The organism is Gordonia aichiensis NBRC 108223, from assembly GCF_000332975.1.
Lineage (GTDB): Bacteria > Actinomycetota > Actinomycetes > Mycobacteriales > Mycobacteriaceae > Gordonia > Gordonia aichiensis.
Genome location: NZ_BANR01000004.1, coordinates 330361 through 343592, shown reverse-complemented (window position 1 = coordinate 343592; position 13232 = coordinate 330361). Strand labels below are relative to the sequence as shown.

Below are 13232 nucleotides of genomic sequence, written 5' to 3'. Positions count from 1 at the left end.
CCGTCGGGTAGTCGGGATCGACGATCAGCTCCGCAGCCGCGCGTCGAGCCAGTCGATCGTCTGCATGCCGAACAGGTCGGTGCCCCAGCCGTACATGTTGGTCAGGAAGCGCACCATGCTGCAGTCCGTCGGCTGGTAGTCGACGCGGGTGCCGCCTGCGCGGTACGTGGCGGCCAGCTTGCGTGAGTCGGCGGCGGGCACCAGCGACATCGGCGAGTCGTCTTTGGCGCAGGAGGCGATCAGCACCGGCGCCGACGGCGACCGCGTCCCGAGTTCGTTGTCGCGGTAGACGTGCTGGAACTCGGGGATGTCTGCGGGGCTCTTGCCGCCCTTGAACAGCGTGTTCAACGGCACGAACGGCGTACCGAAGTACGCGGGCGTCTGGCACTGCGTGCGGAACACGTCGGCCAGCGCCTTACCCGCGGGGGTCAGCTTGTCGTCGATCTTCATCTCCGGGTAGCGCGGTTCGAGTCCGAGCAGCGTCGCGAACGCGAAGCCCGACCCCACCGAGCCGTCCGAGGTACGGATGAAGTTGCGCTGGTTGACCACCATGCCCTCGAGCACAGTGCCCTTGATGTGCAGTTCGGGTGCATAGGCAGCGGCCTTCTCGGCACCGAATGCCGCTCCGACGCCGCCGCCTGCGATACCGAAGATCGCCTTCGGCGCGTCCTTCGACAGCTTCGCCGGACGATGCGCGAGTGCAGCGCGCATTCCGTCGAGCAGGGCGTTGCCCCCGAACTTGCCCGCAAAGACACCGTGCGGGTTGGGGTCTCCGTCATTGCCGACGTCGCTGATCATCACCGCGTAGCCCTTGCCGAACATCTGCGCGAGCGGACCGAGCGCCGACCACGACGCACCGTCGAGCGGATCACCACCGGTCCACATCGTCGACGGGTGGCAATACGCTCCGACGCTGTCATTGGCGAACTGATAGCCGACGAGCGGCCGGGTGGCGTTGTCGCGGCCGTCGACCGGCACCATCAGGATCCCGGTGCTGATCTCGGGCTCGTCGTGCAGGCCGCGCGTGACGTACATCAGCTTGTAGGCGTCGAGGTTGCCTGGTCGGAAGCCGGTGAACTGGACGTCGACCTTCTTGGCCTTGAGTACCGTGCCGGGCTTCTCGTCGCCGCGCAGGCGTGGTTCGGCGTAGAACGGGTCCCCGGAGGTGAGGGGCTTGATCACCTCGTCGGGGCTCGCGAGCCTGCCGTTGGTGAACGTGCCGACGACATACCCGTTGAAGACCTCGTTCAGTCCCGGCGTGCGGTTGGGCGGTGCGGCGTGCGCGGCGGGCGCGGACACCAGGGCGGCCCCCAGCGCAGCGACGGCGAGCACCGCTGCGAGCACACCGCGGCGTCGGTTGTGGCGCAGCGTCTTTCGTACGGATATCTGCGAACTCACTGGTATGTCACCTTCGTCGTCTCCAGGGCTGACTGCAGCATGGGCGCGATGTTCCACATCGGCCGGTGGCTTTCGAGTTGCTGATCGTAGGGCTTGCGCAGCGTCGCTTCGAGCTCCGGCCAGTGGTTGTTCACCTGGTCCTTGTACTTGGGCAACAGCTGATCGGTGATGTAGGCCCAGCGCTCGGGGTACACCGACCAGTTCCAATCCGGAAGCGGCACAGTCAGTGTCGCGCGCCGTCCATCCGGGGCAGTGCCGTGGACTTCGATGGAACGAAACGATCGAGGCGGAATGACCCCGGCCACCGATGGCGAGCCCGCGACCGTGCTCGCATACGTCATCGCCTCGCCGACATCGCCCTTGTAGGCGCGGGTCGCGTCCCACTGGTCCTTGATGACCTCACCCTGTTCACGCCGCAGCAGACGCGCGTTGCCTGCCGCGATCGCGTCGGGCTGCTTGGAAGCGATTTGCGTCCAGGCGTTCATGATCTCACCGTTGAACAGGCCTGCGCGGTTCATCTCCTCGAGTGCGGGCAGTCCACCGACCACATAGGCACGGTGCATGGGCATCAGGTCGGAGAAGATGTTCTTCTGCATCACCAGGATGTCACCCTGGATCGTGCGGAGATCGGCTGCCGAGATGGTCGCTCCGACTCGGGCCAGTGCGCGCAGGCCACGCGGAAGCTTGTCGACGAAGACCGGACCGAGAGCCTTGTTGGTCTGTCCGACAATGGCATTCGCGATCGGCTGCAGTCTGGCGAAATCGTAGACGTTGGTCGCGAGCTCGAAATCGAGCAGGCCACCACCGAAGTCGGCTCCGACGAGTCCACCCATACCCGCCCACTGCAGTTCGCGATGCGAGAGTTGCAGGTTCTCATAGAAGCGGTACGAGCGAACCAGATTCTGACGGTTGGCACTTACTCCCGCTCGCGGGTTCCACGAGGCGAGGTCGATACCCGCGGCCTTGGTGGTGTCGGCCAGCCAGTACTGGAAGAGCAACGCCTGATACGACGAGGGGTCGAGTGAGCGTTGACGCGCCTCGTCGAGCAATGTGCGCAGCACAGTCGGATCGGTGGGCAGAGCGGGATTCACGCCACCCGGCCCCTTCGAGGCGTCGCGATTGACGAGCGGCAGGTTGAGGTAGCGGTCGAGACGATCGCTTGCCGACGCCTGCGGCGTCGTCACGAGCATTCCGACAAGGCCGAGTGTGATGACCACTGCGGCGAGCAGCGAGGTCCCCCAGAATCTACGCATTGTTCCCCTCCACGACACGGTCCCCTTACCTGCGAGTAAGAAGTGTCTGAGACGGGAGGTTAATGCCGTCTCAGGCAGGTATGCAAATCCGTTACATGCCCGTTAACGATCGTTGACCTACTGCGGCGGTGGACTCTGTCAGCGGAATCCGAGGACCTCGTCGCCCCAGGCCGCGCGCAGGTCAGCGTCGAGATCGTCGACCACCCGGTCCTTCGCATCGATCACGAGCGTTGCTCGACGGTCCGCGGTGAACGCGGGCCAGACCGGCGCCGCGGCGTCGAGACCGGAGTTCGGGTCACCGTCGCGGATGAACGCTCCCCATCGCGCCTGCATGTCGGCAGACACCCGTTCGCCGGTGCGTCGGCCCCCGAGCCAGAACTGGAAGCCGGCTTTACCGCTCGGGAAATAGCCGAACAGATACGCCAGTTCGGTGGCGTGCGAGGCGCCGAGTCCGATGACCTTCAGAAGCCTTGTCGCCCAGTCGAATCGATACAGGTGCACCGGGGCAACTGTGGCGTGCCCCTCGGCCGCCCACACCGTCGGCATCCGGAATGCCACGTCGCGTGCAACGTCGAGTCCTATGGATTTGGGCTTGCTGCCGGGATACGCGGCGGCGACACGCTCAGGGGTCGGTAGCGAGACCTCGGGGTATTCGGCCGCTATCGCCGTGAACATCTGCAAGATCGCGGGTTCGGTGATCGGCATGAGCGGCGACTTCATGAACTTGAAGAGTGCGGCTTCGTCGCGATTGGTCCCGATGAGCAGCGGCACCTGCAACGATTCACCGTAGCGGAACACGTCGATCGGATGCCGCGGCACCAGGTCGCCGTCGACGACCGGCGCGAACGCGATGGTGCCGGGGCGCGAGTCGGGGATACCCGCGAACGCCTTCATCGTCGCTGCGACGACCTTCTGCGTACTCGATCCCGCGAACGACTCGATGTCGCCGCGGGTGCCGCCGATTGCTGCGGGCAGGCGCTCGGCGACGAACGCCGCGCGCGCTCTGTTGTAGACCGAGGTCACCGGCGAGCTCTGCGCGATGGCCCGGTGGAACAGGCCTCGGGCCGCAGGCGTCGCGAGCAACGTCGTGACGATCCCGCCGCCCGCGGACTCACCTGCCACCGTGACGTTGGCCGGATCGCCGCCGAACGCGTCGATGGTGTCGGCGACCCAGCGCAGCGCGACGAGTACGTCGCTGAGCGCGGCGTTCGACTCGTAGGGTCCGCCGACCACCGCCCCCGTCCGGCGCTCCGAGGTCGGCGAATCCGAGCGCGCCGAGTCGGTAGTTCACGGTCACCACCACGATGTCCTCGGCGACTGCGAGTTGCGTGCCGTCGTAGATGGGCTGGCTGCCGGCGCCGAACACGTACGCGCCGCCGTGGATCCACACCATCACCGGAAGCGCACGGCCCTCGCCCGCCGCGCCCGCTGGAGCCCAGATGTTGAGGAACAGGCAGTCCTCACTCCTGTCGACGTCGCGCGGCATCGGGACACCCGGATTCGGCTCCTGCGGCGACACCGCGCCGAAGCGCACCGCCGAGACCCGTCCCGGCTGGGGCGTGAGGGGCTGTGCACGCCGCCACCGCAGCCCTCCCGTCGGTGACTGCGCGTAGCGGATACCGCGCCACACATCGACGCGATCTGCTGTGTGACCCTGATAGATCGTGTGTCCCGCCACGGCGTCTACGGCACTGTTCACGCGGCAATCATAGGAGCCGACGACGGCTCCGCCTGCCGGTTTGTGCCAGAGGATGATCCGACCCCACACTTACGCGGGAAGTCGGACACGGGGGCCCGGCGCCGAGGAATCGGCCGGGCGTCAGAGCCCCCTGTCGGGATTGAACCGACGACCGCTCGCTTACAAGGCGAGTGCTCTACCACTGAGCTAAGGAGGCATGCGTGCGTGAGTATATCGGGCGCGCTGTCCGCCGCCTCACCGGGACGAGGCAGGCGACGATCGACACGATCGAACCGGGCAGCATCATGGTGGCACCGCGCCGCCCGATCGACCGGTTCGACGTGGGCGCGATCACCGAGGTGCTCGACCTCGCGACGAAGATCGGTGCGGTACTGCTCGACTCGGGGACCGGCGCGATAGACACCTCGTCCCAGATCCGCTTCGTGGCGAGTATCTACGGCGTCGAGGATGTCGACGTCGACGTCACGTACAACACCATCGTCGTCGTCGCACGACGCGGTGCAACACTCCCACCGATCACGACGATGCAGACGGTCCATTACCGGTCCCTGGACTTCACCCGCCTGGCGGCGGTCGACCGGTTGGTGCGCCGCATCCGCGATTCGGCCATCACACCGTCGACGGCCCACCGGATCGTCGACCAGATCATCGCGGCCAAGCACCCCTACCCCTATTCGGTGTCGACGTTCGCGTGGGGCCTGATGGCCTCGGGCATCTCCGTGCTCCTCGGCGGTGACGTCGTCGTGGCGCTCCTCGCCTGGGTGACCACGGTGGTCACGGTCACGTTCAACCGACGCCTCAACAGAATCGGCACGCCGATCTTCTTTCAGCAGGTGGCAGGCGGATTCATCGCCGTTGTCCCCGCAGCCCTGGTCTACGAGCTCGGTCAGAAAACCGGCCTGGAGGCACTGTCGATCACCCCGTCCCAGGTCATCGCGGCGGGGATCGTCGTGCTGTTGTCCGGATTGTCGCTGGTCGGCTCGGTCCAGGACGCGATCACCGGTGCCCCGATCACCGGGGTCGCGCGCTTCTTCGAGTTGCTGCTCATGACCGGCGGCATCATCGCGGGCGTCGGCATCGGGTTGCGCCTGATGAGCTCGGTGGGCATCTATCTACCGACAATCACCACCTCGACGGAGTTCGCTCCGGTCGACGTCCCCATCCGCGTCGCGGCTGGTGCCGTCGCCGCTTTCGCGTTCGCGTTGGCGAGCTACGCCGAGCGTCGAGCCCTGCCGATCGCGTTCCTCGGTGGCCTGATCGGTGCGGGCGTCGCCTCTATCACGGTCTTCCTGCCGGTCGGCGACGTGATCGCCGGCGGTCTCGCCGCCACCTGTGTCGGCCTGGTCGGCGGCCTGCTCGCCCGACGCGCACTGGTCCCGCCTCTGGTCGTCGCGATCGCGGGTATCACCCCGCTGCTACCCGGTCTGGCGGTCTACCGCGCGCTCTACGGCGTGCTCAACGACCAGACGCTCACCGGCCTGACCTGGATGGCTGCAGCACTCGGCGTCGGCTGTGCCCTCGCCGCAGGTGTCACGCTCGGCGAGTTCGTGGCACGCACCCTGCGGCGGCCCCGACTGCCCGTGGCGCCCGACTGGGCGCGGCGTCGTCGTGAGGCGCGGGCAGCTCGACGACGCTGGTGAGGTGTCGGGGTGCGACCCGCTGTGAGCGGGTAAGATCGGGTGTCGCGCAAGACACAACCTCGCGCCACCCCCAGACGAGAGGACGAGATGCCCCCCAAGACCACTGACATCGCCGACGAAGAGCTGGAGCCGGTGGCCGACGAGACCGCCAACTCCGCACGACGCGTTGTCGCCGCATACGCCACCGACGCCGACGAGTGCCGGATGCTGCTGTCCATGCTGGGGATCGCTCCGGGCGAGAACGCCTGAGTCGTGAACCCGGGATCCGACGAGGTATCCGACCGCCCTGGCACCGACGCATCCACCACCGACGCATCTGCCACCGGCGTGCACAACTCGGAGGCCACCTTCGGTGCACGCCACCCCGAGGCGCCAGGCAGGTCCGACCCCGCTGACGGCTCCGACTTCGTCGTCGTCGCCAACCGACTGCCCGTCGACAAGGTCACCGACGCCGACGGCAACGTTTCCTGGAAGCGCAGTCCCGGCGGACTGGTCACCGCGCTTGAGCCCATCCTGCGCAAGCACAAGGGCGCATGGGTCGGATGGTCCGGCTCGGCCGAATCCGACTCCGAAGAAGCCGAGGTCGACGGCATCAGCATCCGGTCGGTTCCCCTGTCCGCCGAGGAGATCGCCGAGTACTACGAGGGTTTCTCCAACGCGACACTGTGGCCGCTGTATCACGATGTGATCGTCAAGCCCGAGTACCACCGCGAGTGGTGGAACGCCTACGTCGAGATCAACCGACGATTCGCCGAAGCGGCGTCGAAGGTCGCCGCGCGCGGCGCCATCGTGTGGGTCCAGGACTATCAACTGCAGCTCGTCCCGAAGATGCTGCGCATGCTGCGTCCGGACCTGCGCATCGGATTCTTTCTCCACATCCCTTTCCCGCCGGTCGAGCTGTTCATGCAGTTGCCGTGGCGGACCGAGATCATCGAGGGCCTCCTCGGCGCCGACCTCATCGGGTTCCATCTACCGGGCGGCGCGCAGAACTTCCTCTATCTCGCCCGACGTCTTGCCGGGCAGGCCACCAGCAAGGGCACCGTCGGTGTGCGGTCCCGCTTCGGCGTGGTGCAGGTCGGATTCCGGACGGTGCGCGTCGGGGCGTTCCCGATCTCGATCGACTCCGGCGACCTCGACACCCAGTCCAAGTCCAAGGACATCCGCACCAGGGCCCGTGAGATCCGCAAAGAACTCGGCAACCCGAAAACCATCCTGCTCGGCGTCGACCGCCTCGATTACACCAAGGGCATCGATGTGCGCCTGCGCGCGCTGTCGGAGCTGCTCGACGAGGGGCGTATCGACCCGCATGAGACGGTGATGATCCAGCTCGCGACGCCGAGCCGTGAACGCGTGGAGAGCTACGTCCGCATGCGCGCGGGCATCGAGCAGCTCGTCGGAAACATTAACGGGCAGTACGGCGAGGTCGGCCACCCGGTGGTGGAGTACCTGAACCGGTCGGTGCCACGCAACGACCTGCTCGCCTACTACGTCGTGGCCGACGTGATGCTGGTGACACCGTTGCGCGATGGAATGAACCTCGTCGCCAAGGAGTACGTCGCCTGCCGCAGCGATCTCGGCGGCTCCCTGGTGTTGAGCGAGTTCACCGGGGCGGCAGCGGAACTGCGCACCGCCTATCAGGCCAACCCGTACGACCTCGACGGCGTCAAGGACGCCATCGTCGCAGCTGTCGAACAGGGACAGTCCGAGGGCAAACGCCGGATGCGCGCACTACGCAGACAGGTGCTCACACACGACGTCGAGAAGTGGGCGAAAAGCTTCCTCGATACCTTGTCGTCGACGACCGAGACCACGTCGTCGGCGAACCGCGGAGTGCGGCTCGTGTCCGGCGGTGCCGCCGAGGACACCGACATCGGAGACGAGAACTCGTGAGCGACACGGGGATTCCCGACAATCTGCGTGCGGCAGTCGCCCGCACAGCATCCGTGCAACGGCTGCTGGTGTCCAGCGACTACGACGGCTGTCTCGCACCCATCGTGTCGCGTCCGGAGGATGCCAAGCCCAATGGCACGTCGATCTCGGCGATCCGTGCCGCAGGCTCACTGCGCGACACCGAGGCGGCAGTCATCTCGGGTCGCTCGCTCCACGACCTGCGCGCGCTGTCCGGACTCGACGACGACTCTGTCACCATGGTCGGCAGCCACGGCAGTGAGTTCACCAGCGGATTCGGCGAGCAGGTCACCGACGACGAGCGCGCACTGCTCGATCGAATCGTCAAGGCGTTCACTCACATCGCCGATACCCACCCCGGGACGACGGTCGAGGTGAAGCCGATCAGCGCCGCACTGCACGTCCGCAACGCCGCCCCCGATGTCGCCGACGATGCTCTGGCCCAGGCGCGGTCGGGGCCTGCGTCGTGGCCGGGAGTGCAGATCACCGAGGGCAAGAAAGTCATCGAGCTCGCCGTGATCGAGACGAGCAAGGGTCACGCACTCGAGGTACTCGAGACCGAGTTCGGTTCGGACGCAACGGTCTACATCGGTGATGATGTCACGGACGAAAAGGCGTTCGCTCATCTCACCGGCGAGTACGACGTGAGCGTCAAGGTCGGCGACGGCCACACCGGCGCTCGCTACCGGATTGCTGACACCGACGACGTCGCAACACTTCTCGAACTCGTCGTCGACTTGCGGCGCAAGGCTCTCTGACGCCGTCTCACGCAGGCGCGGCGACCTGATCGACCAGCGGGTCGTCGTGCGCGGAGCGCTTGTCGGTCTCGCGGATCACCTTGTGGATGAAACCGAGTTTGCCGACGACGGGCTGCGGGATGACGAATGGGTAGAGCGGTCGCGCGCCCATCGACTGATTGACGCGATTGAACATGGTGCCCAACCACTTCCAGTCGTAGAGCAGGCGTTCGATCGGCTGGTCGGCGTAGGACTCCAGCGGGATGATGTCGCGGTCCATCGCGAAGCGCACCTGGTCGTTGACCAGCCGGACGCCGGATTCACGTGCGGTGTCGATGGTTCCGGTGATGTGCAGGTAGTGCGCGAAGCACTCCGCGAAATCCTCCCACGGGTGCATCGTCGCGTACTCGGAGATGTACGAGTCCGCCCAGTCCGCGGGCGCCCCGAATTTGTAGTGACGATCGATGGCGTCGCTGTAGCTCGCGCGTTCGTCTCCGAAGAGCTGTCGGCACCTGTCGAGATAGCGGTCGACGCCGTCGCCGTTCTCCACGAGAATGCTCTCGTAGTAGTGCCCCACCTCGTGCCGGAAGTGCCCGAGCATCGTCCGATACGCCTCACCCAGATCGACGCGCAGTCGTTCACGGTAGGCGTCCATCGTCTCCGAGATGTCGATGGTGACGACCCCGTTGGCATGTCCGATCGTGACCGGCCTGCCCAGTGTCTGGCTCGAGAGCAGATCGAATGCCAGACCACCGTCGCTGCGCCAGAAGGGCTCAACGGGCAGACCGAGGTCGACGAGCTGGTAGATGAGCATTCGTAGGTCCGACAGTGCCGATGGCAGCTTTCCACGTCCGATCGGATCATCGGCGTCGGGCAACTGCCGCAGCAACGAATCAGGGAAGCACCGACCGCGCATGCCCGCGTTCTCCTCCGAGAACTCGGCCGGGGTCATCCAGTTGCAGCCGGAGTCCCAGTTGATGCAGCGCACCCACCTGGTGCCGTCGATCTCGACGCCGTCCTCAGACGCGACGACGAGCGACCTGCTCGGCAGGTGGATGCCGACCGTCGTACCGCAGTTGGGGCATTGCTGTCCGAGAAAACCTGACAGCGCATTGCAGATGGGACATGTCAGCGCATGCATGCGTTCATCGTATGCTGATGCGCTCCTTGCCATCGTCGATGGGCAGATCGCCGCGCACCGTCGCCAACACCTGGTAGTTGTCCAGCGAGATCGAGCCACCGTGATTGTCGAGGAATGCGGTGTCGGCGGCATCACGACCGGTCGCGATGCGGACAAGGCTCTGCCGCGGCGAGAGTCTCGTCGCATCGACGACGACCCACTCTCCTTCGATGAGTGCCTCGGCAACCGCGTGGAAGTCCATCGGGTCGCATCCGGGCGCGTACACGGCCACCAGGCGCGCGGGAATGTTCAACGCGCGCAACAACGCGACGACGAGGTGCGCGTAGTCGCGACAGACTCCTGCACCGGCGAGCAGTGTGTCGACGGCACCGTCGATCGGATCACTGGCGCCGGGGATGTAGTCGAGGCGGTCTTCGACGAAGGCCGTGACCTGATCGAGGAGTTCACCCGCAGGCAACGAGGCGTCGAACTGCCCGGCGGCGAACCCGAAGAACTTGTCGCACTCGGCATATCGACTGGGGCGCAGGTACATCGAGCGGTCGGTGGACTCCACTGCCACGGGATTCGCCGGTGCGGTGACGGCGGCGGAGTAATTGACCGCGACCACGCCGGATTCCACCTTCATCCGATGGATGCGGCCGCCGTGCGGATCAATGATCTCCTCCGGCGTGATCTCGTCGCCGTTGACTGCGACCACGAGTTTCTCGTCGAGTTCGAGTCCCGGCATCCGGGCGACAGCTATCTGCATCTCGAGTTCTGTGGGTGCCGAGACGGAGATCGTCATGGCGGCGGAGACGTCACGCGGAAGAGTCAAGGGGGAAGTCGACATATCGCTCACTGTAAGGGGGATTTGCCTTCGGCGCGCAATCGGCGGTCAGGTGGAGGCCGACGTCTTGCGCGCGGCCCGCCGTCGACGGGTGGTACGCAACCGGAACTGCCAGGTGCTCAGACCCGTCAGGAAGAGCAGTAGTGGCGCCATTCCGAGAACGAACCAGAACAACCGCCACCACGCGTTCACCGACACCCCGTAGTGCAGGGTGGGTTGAGCCCAGTCATCGATGATGGTGTTGGACAACGTTCGCGACTCACCGTTGAACACCGCGATCTTCGTCGGATCGTGGCTGTCGACGCCGACCTCACGATTGGCGTGATAGGTGGCACTGTGCGCCCAGAGGTCGGGGCCGTCGGCCAACACGTCGACCGAGTAGAAGCCGGTGGCATCCGACGGCATGCCCACCCACGTGGCCTTCGACCCCGGGTAGCGCGCGGTCGCCGCGTCGATCGCCTGGTCCACCGACATCATCGGACCGGTACCCGTCGACGGCGGCATCGAGTAGTTGTCCTCCGGCGGCGCAATCCCTCCCGTCGCGCTGTACCAGGTCTTCGCGAGGCCAGGCGTCTCGAAGTTCATGCCGGTGAGTCCCCAGATCAGCAGGGGAATCGCGGCGACGATGCCGATGATGTTGTGCAGGTCGTAGTCCCGAGCGAAGCGCCCCTTGCCGATTCGCACCCGAAAGCGGCTGCGCAGCCGACGCAGTCCGGGCCACCAGATGATCACCCCGGAGATCGCGAGGAACACCAAGAGCAGACCCGAGAGCGCCAGAATGACTGCACCCCAGGTCATTCCGGAGACATACCAGCCCCAGTCGGCGATCGGCGACGGGCTCGCGAGCCACGCGATGTAGCCCGGATAGTCCTCGCAGGTGAGTCCGCAATCATGCAGGTTGACGAGAAAACCGAGCACACCGCCATTGAGGTCGCCGTGTGCGTTGACCTTGCCGCTACCCGCGTCGACGAACCAGGTGCCTGCCCCCGGCTGCGCCGAGGACACGAAGTACACGCCATCCTTGAGGGAGATGTATGCGGCATCGAAGTCGGGATCGGCTTTCTTGACACTCGCAATCGCAGTACCGAAGGTCACCGGGTTGTCGGTCGGTGTCGATGTGAGTTTGTCCGCGTTGGTCATTCTCGTCAGCTCCGGCGCGTAGACGAGTATGGCCCCCGAGGTGCAGACCACGACCAAGACCGCCCCCAACACGATCGACAGCCACCGGTGGGTGACGATGAGAGAGGTGGTGATCGGCTTGCGCCGCCGCTTCCGCCTGGCCGTCTTCCTGCGTACCGCCGGTCTCGTCGTCGGGACATCGGGATCGGCATCGACACGCGGTGAACTGTCCGTTTCGGGCGTTTCTGTTGCTGGACTGTCGGATTCGCGGATTTCCGTAGTAGGCGATTCGTCGGCCGCATCCGTCGTGAGCGGGGTGCCACTGTCCATCAGCGAAGGCTAGCATGGCCTAACTTCGCGCCGGGGCTGGTTGGGTCCGCTACGCGAGCGAGGCCACCGGGTCCGCGTAGATCACGCTGAGCGCCACCACGATTGCCGCACCCTCGGGCACGGTGACGCCGAAGAGCGACGGCATCAGTTCCATCGGCCAGCGGGTCTTCGACGCCGCATCGAACGCCGCCTGCACGGGAGCCAGACCGCGCGGGTGTGCGGCGAAAGCGTCTCCCGCGACGACCACCGAATCCGGGTTCAGCGCATCGCGGAACGTCGCGACGACCTCGCCGAGGATACGAGCGCGCTCGTCGACGATGGGCGACGCGTCCAGCGGTATCCCGAGTCGCCTGGCCGCACGCAACGTCGGTTCGCTGCCGATCACGTCGGAGAGTGTGGCGCCTCTGCCCGGACACAGCACCGGGGCGTCGACCCTCACGTGCGCGATGCTGCCCGCACCCCGGGCCGGTATGTGGACACGGCCATTGAGCGTCATGGCCATGCCGGTGGTCTCGCGCGCGTAGAAGAACAGCCCCGACGCAGCGTCGACGATCGTCTGGCCGAGGAGCAGTTCTGCGGCGGCCATGGCCTCGACGTGCTCGCAGACCGAAACCGGCACTCCGAGGGCATCGGCCAACATCGGCCCGAGCGGCGCGCGGTGCCAACCGAGAATCGGATGGTCGACAGAGCCGGATACGGCATCGACCGACCCGCCGATCGCCGCGCCACCCCAGAGCAGACGACGTCCGGAGAAGCGGCCGGCCAATTCGCTCAGCTGTCCGCAGAGTTCTGCGAGCGCAACGTCGGCGTCGCCCTGCGGGGTCAGGACCGCGTGGCTGTAGAGAGGCCGACCTCCCAGGTCCACGATGGTCAGCAGTGTGCGACGCGCACCGATGTGCATACCCGCCGCACACAGTGCGTCGCGGTCAAGGGTGAGCGGGTTCTTCGGGCGGCCGATGCTGCCGGGACTCACGAGGTCTGGTCTCTCGGTGATCAGCCCCTGGCCAGTGAGCGCCGTGACCTGGCGATTGATGGTTGCCGGAGACAGGCCCGTGACGTCTGCCAGGCGATCACGGGTGATGGGTGCGCCGACCCGAATCGCGTGCAGCACGGCTGCAGCGGGCGTCGAGCCGATCTGCAATGTCGCCGGGACGACTCCATGCAGCATGCGCTGAATGTAG

Annotated in this window: 12 protein-coding genes and 1 tRNA gene; 4 read left to right on the top strand and 9 right to left on the bottom strand. The window is 66.2% G+C overall.

Annotated features, from left to right (window positions below; genetic code table 11):
- Positions 1–24: 24 nt before the first annotated feature.
- The 5 genes from GOACH_RS06230 to GOACH_RS06215 form a co-directional block, all read right to left on the bottom strand.
- Positions 25–1398: a lipase family protein gene (locus tag GOACH_RS06230; RefSeq protein WP_005172226.1), complete on the bottom strand. Its 1374-nt coding sequence runs from the start codon at positions 1396–1398 to the stop codon at positions 25–27.
- Positions 1395–2651 (bottom strand): hypothetical protein, encoded by a 1257-nt coding sequence (locus tag GOACH_RS06225; protein ID WP_005172222.1) that lies wholly within the window; start codon positions 2649–2651, stop codon positions 1395–1397. Before GOACH_RS06225 ends, GOACH_RS06230 begins: the two co-directional genes overlap by 4 nt.
- Positions 2652–2789: 138 nt before the next feature.
- Complete coding sequence (locus GOACH_RS06220; RefSeq protein WP_373279076.1) at positions 2790–3830, bottom strand: carboxylesterase family protein; 1041 nt, start codon at positions 3828–3830, stop codon at positions 2790–2792.
- Positions 3763–4350, bottom strand: coding sequence for a carboxylesterase family protein (locus GOACH_RS24485; protein WP_281168885.1), 588 nt, complete (start codon positions 4348–4350; stop codon positions 3763–3765). The genes GOACH_RS06220 and GOACH_RS24485 overlap by 68 nt, the downstream gene beginning before the upstream one ends.
- Before the next feature lie 124 nt (positions 4351–4474).
- A tRNA-Thr gene (locus GOACH_RS06215) sits at positions 4475–4546 on the bottom strand.
- A gap of 4 nt (positions 4547–4550) precedes the next feature.
- On the opposite strand from GOACH_RS06215, the gene GOACH_RS06210 reads away from it, so the two are divergent.
- From GOACH_RS06210 to otsB, 4 genes are all read left to right on the top strand, one after another.
- Complete coding sequence (locus GOACH_RS06210) at positions 4551–5990, top strand: threonine/serine exporter family protein (protein WP_005172212.1); 1440 nt, start codon at positions 4551–4553, stop codon at positions 5988–5990.
- Positions 5991–6077: 87 nt separating this feature from the next.
- Positions 6078–6239: a hypothetical protein gene (locus tag GOACH_RS23950; RefSeq protein WP_005172211.1), complete on the top strand. Its 162-nt coding sequence runs from the start codon at positions 6078–6080 to the stop codon at positions 6237–6239.
- Positions 6240–6317: 78 nt separating this feature from the next.
- Positions 6318–7880 carry an alpha,alpha-trehalose-phosphate synthase (UDP-forming) gene (locus GOACH_RS06205; protein ID WP_052003937.1) on the top strand — a complete coding sequence of 521 codons (1563 nt, stop codon included), beginning with the start codon at positions 6318–6320 and terminating at the stop codon, positions 7878–7880.
- On the top strand, positions 7877–8656 hold the full coding sequence (gene otsB / locus GOACH_RS06200; RefSeq protein ID WP_005172208.1) for a trehalose-phosphatase: 780 nt from the start codon (positions 7877–7879) through the stop codon (positions 8654–8656). Before GOACH_RS06205 ends, otsB begins: the two co-directional genes overlap by 4 nt.
- A 7-nt stretch (positions 8657–8663) precedes the next feature.
- Here the strand turns inward: otsB and GOACH_RS06195 are convergent, their stop codons facing one another.
- Genes GOACH_RS06195 through GOACH_RS06180 form a run of 4 tightly spaced genes read right to left on the bottom strand, consistent with a single transcriptional unit; the run spans position 8664 to position 13219 of the window.
- Entirely contained in the window at positions 8664–9776 is a 1113-nt protein-coding gene (locus tag GOACH_RS06195) for a zinc-binding metallopeptidase family protein (protein ID WP_005172196.1), read from the bottom strand.
- Between the two features lie 4 nt (positions 9777–9780).
- Positions 9781–10605, bottom strand: a complete 825-nt coding sequence (locus tag GOACH_RS06190) for a transglutaminase-like domain-containing protein (RefSeq protein ID WP_174320806.1) — start codon at positions 10603–10605, stop codon at positions 9781–9783.
- A 45-nt stretch (positions 10606–10650) separates the two neighbouring features.
- Positions 10651–12051: a PepSY-associated TM helix domain-containing protein gene (locus GOACH_RS06185; protein WP_245551831.1), complete on the bottom strand. Its 1401-nt coding sequence runs from the start codon at positions 12049–12051 to the stop codon at positions 10651–10653.
- 49 nt (positions 12052–12100) lie between these two features.
- A complete protein-coding gene (locus tag GOACH_RS06180) occupies positions 12101–13219 on the bottom strand; it encodes an ROK family transcriptional regulator (RefSeq protein WP_040517806.1) in 1119 nt (372 codons plus the stop codon).
- Positions 13220–13232 lie beyond the last annotated feature (13 nt).